The following is a 10,114-nucleotide window of genomic DNA, read 5'->3' on the forward strand; positions in this document are numbered from 1 at the left end:
CGGCTTCGCCCACACCATCAGGCGACGCCAGAACCACCCATAGGCTCACGAACCGCCCACTCAGAACGTGCGGAAAAGCGAGTCAGGTAGCTGCGAGGCGGTGAGGCCCGCCCTGGAGCATGTCGGCAGTCATTGCCCATCGTTCGTGGTCCAGCCACGCACCGTTGATGTGCTGGAAGCTCCGGGCCCGCCTCACCTTCGCCCAACACTCCACCACTTTCCCGCCACCACCGATAGGAGATTCGCTTTGCCCGAAGCACCAGCAGAGCCGTTCATGCCGATCCGGCACACCATCACCGGTGAGATCACCACCACCGGCTACAACGCCGCCGCCCGGCGGATCCTGCTCCAGGACGGCTTCGAAGAGACGCCAGGCTGCGCCTGCCGAGCGACGGAATCCGGTACGGAGCGGACGCACGGGCCTGCTCGGCAGTCAGCAAGCTGCTCGTCGCCGGCCATCCCGTGCACCTGGACCGAGCCCTCGGTCGGCCGGTGAGCGCCGACGGTATGCCCCGGTCGCCGATGTCGGCACAGTCCCTGATCCGCTCCGAAAGCGGGCAGCCTCTCCAGCGCATCGCCAACCCCGCCTGCGCCGCACCTGTTGAAGGGGCCTCGTTTTGACCACACCCGGAGCGCCTACCAGTCCAGCGCGCACCAAGGGCGGCGAACTACGGGCCAAGGTGGCCCGACTGCTGGCCGACCGGCCGGCGGACACGCACACCATCGGGGACATGGCCCGGCAGCTGGGTCACTCCCACGGCGCCGTCCGCAACGCTGCCCTCACCCTGGTGCGACGCGGCGAGGCCGACCAAGGCGGAACCGGACAGCCGGAGTTCCGCGCGAACGCGAAAACCGCCGCAGCCGCGCAGACCGCTGTGATCAGCCCACCGGGCACCCACTCTCCCCGCGCCCAGGCGGCCACGGCTCGTACGACCATTACCGCAGCAGCCACGCCCGGGCAGACCGGCCCGATCCGCCGTGCGGGGGGTCAGGTCTACCACCCCCGGGAGCTGGCCGATCTGCCCGACGTCGAGGCGTTGAATCGCTTGCGCGACGCCGACGTGCCGGTGCTGCTCTACGGCCCTCCGGGCACCGGCAAGACGTCGCTGGTGGAGGCGGCGTTCCCGGACCTGCTCACCGTCGCCGGTGACGGCGACACCACGGTCGGCGATCTGATCGGCGAGTACACGCAGGACGACGCTGGCGGCTACGTCTTCCAGTACGGTCCGCTAGTCACCGCGATGACCGAGGGCCGCGCCCTGCTGATCGACGATGCCACCTTGATCTCACCGAAGGTCCTGGCGGCGCTGTATCCCGCGATGGACGGGCGCAGGCAGATCCAGGTCAAGGCCCACAAGGGCGAGACCATCAAGGCCGAGCCGGGCTTCTACGTGGTGGCGGGCCACAATCCGGGCGTGCACGGCGCCGTTTTGACGGAGGCGCTCGCAAGCCGGTTCAGCGTGCAGATCCAGATCGGCACCGACTACGACCTCGCCAAGGCGCTAAGGATCGATGCCCGGGTGGTCCGGGTCGCCCGACACCTCGCCCACCAGGTCGAACTGGGTGAACTGGGCTGGGCCCCCCAACTGCGTGAGCTGCTCAGCTACCAGAAGACCGAGGCCGTCCTCGGCACCCAGGCCGCGCTCGCCAACCTCGTCGGCATCGCTCCTGTGGAGGATCGCGACGCCGTCGCCGCCGCCGTCATCAAGACCTTCGGAGTCAAGAAGATCGCGCCCCTCACCCTCGGCAAGCAGCTCCCCGCCTCAGCCGTCCGGCAGCCGCCGGCCAGCACCGGCTCCGCACACCGGGGCCGCTCGCGATGAGCGCCCACCACCACGTCCAGTCCCCGACCACCACCCGGGACGACGAGGCCGATCTCGCGCGCTGGGACGACGACGGCGCCCCGCCCGCGCAACCTCGTTCCTCCCCGGCCGCGTGGCTGCGCGTGGGAGCCGAACTCGGCGACCGGCTGGTCGCCCTCTCCGGCCGCAACGACCTCCTCGTCACCTGCCGCCCCGGCACGCGCAGCGGCGCACCGGCCGCGTTCTTCCCCACCCTGGGTGAGGTCGAGTTCGACGCCGGCCTGTTCGCCCCGCTCCAGCCCCACGAGATCCATCCGCGGATCGTGGGCGACGAGGAGCGGTATCCCGCCGCCTGGGGAGTGTTCGTCCACGAGGCCGCGCACGCGGCTCACTCCGTCTGGACACAGCCTGCCGGAGCGGACCCCCGTGTCGTCGAGGCCGCGCTCCTGCTGGAGGAGAGCCGCGTCGAAGGCGCGCATCTGATCACGCGGCCCACGGACCGCACGTACCTGCGCACCAGTGCCCGAACCCTGGTCATGCCCGACATCGCCCACCCCACCCTCCAGGGCATCGAGCAGGCCGCCGCCGTGGCGGCCCTGATCCTCGGCCGCCGTGACGTCGGCATCCTGGACGCCGGCGAGACCCGGGCCGTCGCCGATCTGTGTGAAAAGGTGCTGGGCGCAGACTTGCTGACCACCCTCACCCGCATCTGGACCGCAGCTCACCAGTGCGCCGACCACGACGCCACGACCATGCTCGCGCGCGGTCAAGAATGGTGCGACGCTCTGGACGCCGCGGCCCCCGCCCTGCCCGTGCCGGAGAACCTCACCGATCTGCTGTCCGGCGCCGTGGGGGTCGTCATGGACAGCACGGCAGCCACCGACGCCGCCGACCTCGCGGCACAGGCCGCAGCGGCCAACGCCATGGCCGCGCAGTCCAAGTCGCAGGCTCAGGACCGCGCCCAGCGGGCCCGCCAGCGACGCAAAGCCGCCGCCACCGCCAAGTCGGTCTTCACCGCCCGTGGCACCGTCAACCCCGACGGCACACCGGCGCCCCGTAGCAACCCGGTCACCGGCACCCGCAGGCCCACCGCCGCCGAGCAGAAGGCCGCCGCGCGCCTGAGCCGCGCCCTGCGTGCCGCCGCCTACCGCGAGCGGACCGAGGAGCGGACCACCGGCCCCACCCCGCCCGGCCGCCTCAACATGCGAGCGGCCCTCGCCCGCGACGCTCAGCGTGCGGCCGGGTCGGTCCCCACCGCGGAACCGTTCACCCACACCCGCCGCCGGAACTCCCCCACCCCACCGTTGCGTGTGGGTATCGCCGTCGACGTCTCCGGCTCCATGCGTGCCGCCTGCGCGCCCGTCGCGTCCGCTGCCTGGATCGTGGCACGAGCAGCAGCCCTGACCGACCCCGACTCCCGTACCGCCACCATCGCCTACGACAGGCACCTGACCGCATTGACCCGACCCACCCACCGAGCACCAGAGCGCGTGACGACGTTCGATGCCACCGGCGGCCACCACAACCTCGGCGACGCCATCGACGCACTCGACCACGGCCTCGAACTTCGCCGCCCCGGCGCCGGCCGCCTCCTCGTGATCGTCACCGACGCCCGGTACGGCAGCGACGAAACCGCTCAAGCCGTCACCCGCGTCAAGCAGCTCACGACCGCCGGCTGCGCTGTACTACAGCTCACCCTCACCGCGGAGTCCCGCCACTTGCCGGGGACCATCTTGCTGCACCTGCCCCAGCCCTCCAGCGCTCCCGTCGCCATCGCCACGGCGGCCACAGACGCCATCCGCAGGACGCGCTGAGACGACGCAGAAGGCGGAAGCGTCCCCGAGACCACCGCCAAGCACTCCAGACCACCCCGTCCGCCGCATGAATCGTGCATCTGATGCACGACCCTCCGCAACGACGCAGGCCACCACCCCAACCGCCAACGAAAGGCACTCGATTTGAAGCCCCAGACCGGCAGCCCGACCTCGAACGTAACGCCCATCAAACGGAATTCCCCGGGGGCCCCTGTTGTACTTGTCGTCGCTCCCGGAGACGAGAACTACCGCGGCTACTGCCTTGAGCAGGTCGCCGACGTCTACGACGTCGTGCTGCTCACCGGTACCGAACCGTCGTGGGAGAAGCCGCACATCACCGATCACGTCGTCGTGGACCTCAGCGATCCTGCCGCGCTGCTGGCAGGGGGCCGGGCCCTGGCCGGACGCCACGACCTCGCCGGTGTCATGACCTGGGACGAGTGGAGCGTGGTCCCGACCGCCCGCCTCGCGCGCCAGCTCGGCCTGCCCACTACCGCACCCGAAGTGATGCAGGGGTGCCGCAACAAGGCCACCGCTCGGTCGCTGTTCGCCCGCCACGGCGTGCCCTCAGCCACTTCGGTGAGCGTGAGTAGCCGTCAGGAGGCCGAAGCCGCCGCCGAACGGATCGGCTACCCCGTGGTGCTGAAGCCTGCCTCACACGCGGGTGCCATCGGCGTGCGCCGCGTCGACGACCGTGACCAGCTCACGGCTGCCTACCAGGCAGCCGAACGGACGGCCGGCCAGGGCACCGAGAGCACCCGCGTGCTCGTCGAGGAGTTCCTCGACGGGCCGGAGATCTCCGTGGAGTGCGTCACCTACCGCGGCGCCACCACGGTGGTCGCGGTCAACCGCAAGACCATCAGCCCTCCGCCGCACTTCGAACAGCTGGCCCACAGCGTGGACGCCGACGACCCGCTCCGGGAGGCCGTCGCGCCGGCCGCCCGGGCGGCGATCAACGCCCTCGGCATCACCGACGGCGTCAGCCACATCGAGATGCGCCTCGTCGAGGGCAGGCCCCGCCTCATCGAGGTCAACGCCCGCCTGGCCGGAGACATGATCGGCCACCTCGTGCGTCTCGCCACCGGCATCGACCTGGTCCGTGCCGCCGCCGACATCGCCTGCGACCGTGCCCCCGACCTCACGCCCACCAGGTCCTCGGCCGCCGCCATCCGGCTGCTCTACCCGGACGCCTCCGGCACCCTCAGCCACCTCACCTACGACGGGCCCCGCCCGCATTGGCTGGACCGGGTGCACTTCCAGTGCCGCCCCGGTGACCAGCTCCTCCTCCCCGCCGACGGGGGAAACCTGTACACCGGCCGGATCGGCTACCTCATCACTACCGCCACCACCGGCCAGGAGGCGCGTGCACGTGCCGACCGGGCCGCTCGTGCCGTCACCGCGGTCCTCGACCTGGCCTCCGGCACCCGCAGCGCTGCGGCGTGAGCGCGGTGTCTGCGACTGACCGGCATAGCCGGGTGCTGCTGACCGGGTACTTCCTCGGCCTCGGGGCCATCATGGCGGTGTGGGGCGCCCGGATGCCCGCCGTGCAGCAGGCTGCCCACCTCGGCACCGCAGGGCTGGCCCTGGTTCTGCTGGCCGCTGCCGTCGGCATGGTCGCAGGGCTTCAGCTCGGAGGCCGCTACGCCCGCCCGGCGCGGCTACCGGCTCTGCTCACCACTGGGTCCCTTGCCCTGGCCGGATGCCTCGTCCTCGTGGGCCAAGGCGAGAGCCTGTCCGCGTTGCTGGCGGCGGCTCTCGCGTTCGGCCTCGCGCACGGCGTCCTTGATGTAGCCGCCAACACCGCGGCCGTCCGCTGCCAGAACGCCTTCGGCCGGCCCATCATGTCCGGCCTTCACGCCGCATACTCCCTCGGCGCCCTCGCCGGCGCCGCCCTGGCCGCCCTCACCGCCCAGGCCCCTCACAGCACACTCTTCACCGCAACAGGCGCCCTCCTGGCCGGCGTCGCGGTCGCTGCGGTGCCGTTCACCCGAAGCCTGAGCGGCGCAGACCATCCCACAGTGCGCGTCAGTGATGGGGAGCTGCCTCTGCTTCCGTCGCCGGGAAAGCTCTGGCTTCTGGCCGCGTTGGCCGCTGCGAGCCTGCTGGGGGAGGGTGCCGCCGCTGACTGGGCCGCCGTGCACTTGCACACCCTGGGCGCCCCGACGGCCGCGAGCGCCACCGCGTTCGCGCTGTACAGCGCGGCCATGGCCGCGGGACGGCTGACCGGTGACCGGCTCACCGCCGCCTTCGGCGCCCCGGCGATCGTACGGGCCGGAGCCGTTCTCGCCACAGCTGGACTGACCATCGGCGTCATCGGGAGCAGTACCCCGCTGGCGCTGACCGGCTGGGCAGTCTTCGGACTCGGCCTGTCCACCACCGTCCCCTCACTCATCACCGCGGCCGGAGCCAGTGGCGCCAAGGCCGTGGCCACCGTCACTGCCACCGGCTACCTCGGCCTCCTCGCCGGACCGGCCCTCATCGGCGCCCTGGCCAGCGCCACCACCCTGTCCACGGCCCTGCTGCTCCCCGCCCTCCTCGCAGCCGTCGTCGCTGCCCTCGCCCACCGCGCCCTGGAGAACACCACCCCTTGACCCCCACCGCCCTGGCGGGCCTGGACGCTGCCATCCTCGACTACAACGGAGTCCTCGGACTCCAGCCCAGCACCGGCATGTGGACCCGCCTGGCCGACCTCGCCGAGTGGCCCCACCGACACCTCCCCTCCTTCCAGGACGCCTTCTGGGCACCCCGCAACGCCTACGACGCAGGCGAACTGAGCGATCTCGCCTACTGGGCCAAGGTCCTCGGTCACCACCCCGGCTCACGGTGGCTGCGCACCCTGCGCGCCGCCGATACCGCCATGTGGACCCGCACCGACCCGCGCGTCCTCGACATCCTGTACCGCGCCCGCGCCGCAGGGCTGCCGATGGTGCTGCTCTCCAACGCGCCGGCCCACCTCAGCGACGTCCTGGACGCCACCGACTGGCGGCGCGAGCTGATGACCGACGCCCTGTACTCCGCCCGCCTGGGCCTGTGCAAGCCCGATCCAGCCGCGTACGAACAGGCCCTGGCCGCCACCGGCGTCACCGACCCCGGGCGCGTGCTCTTCGTCGACGACCGCGAAGACAACTGCCGGGCCGCCGCCGAGCTGGGTCTGCGCACCCTGCATTACACCGGCCAACCCGCAGATCTAGAACAGCAGTTGCTGCCCACCCCGGCCAACAGCCCTTTCTTCTGACCCGCATGCCGCCCCACCCACCACCGCGACCCCAGGACATTCGTGCCCGACACCGAAGAGATCGACGGCGACGTCTACGTCTCCCCCCGCCATCTCGCCTCTGCCACCTACACCGGCGACCCCGCCCTCGCCCCGCTGCTCGACCTCGGCTGGGACCTCCAGCACGACGACCTCGGCAACGTGTACGTGACCGCCCCCGACCGTCGCGTGCGCCTGGGCTACCTGCCCGAGGGCGAGGACGACGGGCTCTGGCGTATCAACGCCTACAAGGACTCGTTCGGGCCGCCGGCGTGGGGGGTTTGTTTCAACGACCGCGTCCCCACCGAGTTCTTCTCTAAACTAACGAGAGCGTCCCGTGATCAGGTGACCGGACGATCAGTCCCGAGGGAACCGGTGTGGGGCCGGAGAACGGCTGCGAACGGCGCGGGTGTTAGTTTCCTTCCCGTGTTAGGACACCAGGACGAGACGAGGGCGGCCTACGACGGGGTCGTCGATCTGTACGCGTCGATGTTCGCCAATGGGCTGGAGACGCACCCGTTCGCGCGGAACATGATCGGCACTTTCGCCGAGCTCGTGCGTGGCACGGGGAACCTGCGGGTAGCTGACGTCGGGTGCGGCCCCGGTCATGTGACGGCGATGCTGCATGATTTGGGGCTGGACGCCTTCGGGCTCGACCTCTCCCCAGCCATGGTCGCCCACGCCCGGCGGGCCCATCCGGCGCTGCGGTTCGACGAAGCGCGGATGGAGGCCCTGCCGGTCGAGGACGGTGCGCTGGGCGGAGTGCTGTCCCACTACTCGATGATCCATACCCCACCTGGAGAATTGCCCGCGCTGCTCGCCGAGCAGGTGCGTGCCTTGGCACCAGGGGGTTTGCTCTTGGTGTCCTTCTTCGGGACTGAGGGACCGGAGCCGGTTCGCTTCGACCACAAGGTGACGCCCGCCTATAGCTGGCCGGCGGAGCAGTTCGCCGAGTTGCTGGCCGGTGCCGGTCTCGTGACATTTGCTCGGTTGCTCCACGACCCAGCTTCCGAGCGGGGTTTCCTCGACACTCATTTGCTGGCCCGCCGCCCGTAGAGCGAGGGTCGTGGCCTGCGCCGGGGTGGTGTAGATCATCCGCGTGGATGAGGCTCGGCTAACTTGAAGGTCCTCTTGCCGTACTGATTCGTGTCGCGATCTGGCTGAAGCTGGGCATGCCCAGATCGATCACTCGGCGTTGGCGGGCTTGCTCTGCATCGAGCTGGATGAGCTTCTCCTCTGCGCTGGCGAGGCTGACTTGGAGTCCTTCGATCTCACCGAGCCATCCCTCCTGTTCTGCTTCGGTGATTCGGGCGATCAGGTTGTCGCGGATCTCGACGAGGCGGTGTCTCTGAGCCGGATCCGGTCGGAGCATGGAGCATCGAATACACGCGTGTTCGTGGATGCAGGGAGTTCCGAATGCGCGAGCGCAGATTCCGATGGACAGTTTGCGTCGCTCGAAGTGCCCGAGGAAGGCATCCCATTCCTCGTTGGTGGGGGTTCGGTATTCCTCGCTGGGGCGGAGTGCTCGGCGCCGGGCGATGAACGCGCGATGGGCTTCGATGGCCTCGCCGGGGTAGATGGCGTTGTATCCCATGGTCGTGTTGACGCTGGTGTGCCCGGCGATGACCTGCGCGATGTGCGGGGGAAGGCCGCTGCGAATGGCATCGGTGATGAAGATCCGCCGAAAGTCATGGGGCGAGAAGTCCAAGGGCTGTCCGGCTGAGTCGGTCAGATTCGTGGAGGCCATCACCTCTTGGAGCGCTTGGCGCAGGAGCTTCGGGGAGAGGCGGGAGCTCTCGCCGCTGCGGCACCACTGGAAAAGCAGTGGCATCTGGGGATTCCAGGTCTTCTCGGCCATGTCATAGCTGGAGACGTAGGGGACGGCACCGGTGCGTGGGTCGCGGACACGGGCGATGATCGCACTGAGCACATCGGCGAGCTCCGGGCTGACCAGGATGACTCGTTCCTCATCGGTTTTGGACGGCGCGATCTGCAGGAGGGGGACAATCTCGCCAGTGGTAGGCAGTCTGTACTGGATCAGACTGTGATGGCTGGCCTCCAGCATCTCCTCGATGCGGACACCGGTGTGCTGAAGAAACTCGACCATCGCCCAGGCCCAGAACGCGCGACTCTCCGCGAGCCCCAGGTCAACGCGCCGGCCGGTGGCGATGTTCACCGCCCAGGTCGTTCCATCCTTCGCTGCCCGCCTGAAGGTGGCGCCCGCGAAAGCGAACTGACCACCTGGCGGGGTGTCCATCAGAGCCTGTAGTCGGGCTTTGGCCTCTTTCAGGCATGTTGAAGCCGCTCGGGCGACAGCGGGCAGAGCCGGAAGTCGTTCCCGCGTCCGGTGGTCCATCCGAGCTTTGCGCCGCTTGTTGTCCTTGACGACGGCGACATCCGCGTCCTTGATCGGACTCGGTACCGCCCACGGCCCCCAGCGCGCCGGCTCATCGATAGCCCACTGGGCGATGTCGAGATAGAACGCGCGGACGGAGATCATGATGCTGGCGACATTGGCCCGTCCGGTCACTACTTCACGCACTTTGCCGTCTGGCTGGCGACGCCGTTCGATGCGGGTCTGGCATCTCTGCTTCCAGGCCGCGCTCACCTCGGGCGCCAGGTGGAGAGAGTCGATTCCCGGGTGATGTTGTTCCAGGTCGCCCCAGAAGTTGCTGGCCAGGTGCCGGGACAAGTTGTTCAGAAGCTGTTGTCTTTTCGATCTTGAGAGATGCGCGTCGAACGGGAGTCCCGATCGGGTGGTCGCGGGGCGCTGGGCGCATACGAACAGGGCCTCCTGAACAGCTCGTTGGTGTCGAATCACCGAGCAGCAGGAGGCCCTGGTGCAGCAGTCTTGCGTGCCGATGGCCGGGCAGTCCAGCGCGGTCACCTGGGAGTGTGACTGCCTGGCTCACCGGTTCGGAAACGCCGCCGACAACGGGACGCGGAAGCCTCGCTACCCGACGGACATGACGGACGGGGAGTGGGCCGTCATCCGCCCGCTGCTGCCGGTGCCGGGCTGGATGCGCGGCCGGGGTGGCCGGCCGGAGGGGTACTGCCACCGGACCATGCTCGATGCGATCCGGTATCTCGTGGACAACGGGATCAAGTGGCGGGCGATGCCCGCCGGCTTCCCGCCGTGGGACCGCATCTACGCATTCTTCCGCCGCTGGCGCGACAACGCCCTGGTCAAGGAGTTCCACGACCGGTTGCGCGTGAGGGTCCGCGAGGAGCTGGGGCGGGACGCG

At 69.8% G+C, this 10,114-nt stretch carries 9 protein-coding genes and 1 pseudogene; 9 read left to right on the forward strand and 1 reads right to left on the reverse strand.

Translation table 11 applies throughout. The features are described from left to right. Nucleotides 1-274: 274 nt before the first annotated feature. From QNO09_RS39265 to QNO09_RS39300, 8 genes and pseudogenes are all read left to right on the forward strand, one after another. Nucleotides 275-496 carry a hypothetical protein gene (locus QNO09_RS39265; protein ID WP_283975014.1) on the forward strand — a complete coding sequence of 74 codons (222 nt, stop codon included), beginning with the start codon at nt 275-277 and terminating at the stop codon, nt 494-496. 184 nt (nt 497-680) lie between these two features. Further along, nucleotides 681-1,823: an AAA family ATPase gene (locus QNO09_RS39270; protein WP_283975015.1), complete on the forward strand. Its 1,143-nt coding sequence runs from the start codon at nt 681-683 to the stop codon at nt 1,821-1,823. After that, complete coding sequence (locus QNO09_RS39275) at nt 1,820-3,616, forward strand: vWA domain-containing protein (RefSeq protein WP_283975009.1); 1,797 nt, start codon at nt 1,820-1,822, stop codon at nt 3,614-3,616. The genes QNO09_RS39270 and QNO09_RS39275 overlap by 4 nt, the downstream gene beginning before the upstream one ends. Before the next feature lie 186 nt (nt 3,617-3,802). Further along, nucleotides 3,803-5,059 carry an ATP-grasp domain-containing protein gene (locus tag QNO09_RS39280; protein ID WP_283975016.1) on the forward strand — a complete coding sequence of 419 codons (1,257 nt, stop codon included), beginning with the start codon at nt 3,803-3,805 and terminating at the stop codon, nt 5,057-5,059. Further along, the gene (locus tag QNO09_RS39285; protein WP_283975010.1) at nt 5,056-6,207 is read left to right on the forward strand and encodes an MFS transporter; all 1,152 of its coding nucleotides are present in this window, start codon (nt 5,056-5,058) and stop codon (nt 6,205-6,207) included. The genes QNO09_RS39280 and QNO09_RS39285 overlap by 4 nt, the downstream gene beginning before the upstream one ends. Beyond that, nucleotides 6,204-6,851: an HAD family hydrolase gene (locus tag QNO09_RS39290; protein WP_283975011.1), complete on the forward strand. Its 648-nt coding sequence runs from the start codon at nt 6,204-6,206 to the stop codon at nt 6,849-6,851. Before QNO09_RS39285 ends, QNO09_RS39290 begins: the two co-directional genes overlap by 4 nt. A gap of 186 nt (nt 6,852-7,037) precedes the next feature. Further along, a pseudogene (locus QNO09_RS39295) lies at nt 7,038-7,187 on the forward strand (DUF317 domain-containing protein); the annotation flags it as partial. 108 nt (nt 7,188-7,295) lie between these two features. Beyond that, entirely contained in the window at nt 7,296-7,925 is a 630-nt protein-coding gene (locus tag QNO09_RS39300; protein WP_283975017.1) for a class I SAM-dependent methyltransferase, read from the forward strand. 58 nt (nt 7,926-7,983) lie between these two features. Here the strand turns inward: QNO09_RS39300 and QNO09_RS39305 are convergent, their stop codons facing one another. Next, complete coding sequence (locus QNO09_RS39305) at nt 7,984-9,756, reverse strand: tyrosine-type recombinase/integrase (protein ID WP_283975012.1); 1,773 nt, start codon at nt 9,754-9,756, stop codon at nt 7,984-7,986. 79 nt (nt 9,757-9,835) lie between these two features. Between QNO09_RS39305 and QNO09_RS39310 the strand changes: the two genes are divergently transcribed. Next, a partial coding sequence (locus QNO09_RS39310) for a transposase (protein ID WP_283975013.1) occupies nt 9,836-10,114 on the forward strand: 279 nt, incomplete at its 3' end.

The sequence above is a fragment of the Streptomyces sp. 378 genome (assembly GCF_030124145.1).
Lineage (GTDB): Bacteria > Actinomycetota > Actinomycetes > Streptomycetales > Streptomycetaceae > Streptomyces.

What these genes read in the sequence shown, in the direction of transcription:
- QNO09_RS39265 (WP_283975014.1), top strand. Translation starts at nt 275, where the DNA reads ATGCCGATCCGGCACACCATCACCGGTGAGATCACCACCACCGGCTAC.
- QNO09_RS39275 (WP_283975009.1), top strand. Translation starts at nt 1,820, where the DNA reads ATGAGCGCCCACCACCACGTCCAGTCCCCGACCACCACCCGGGACGAC.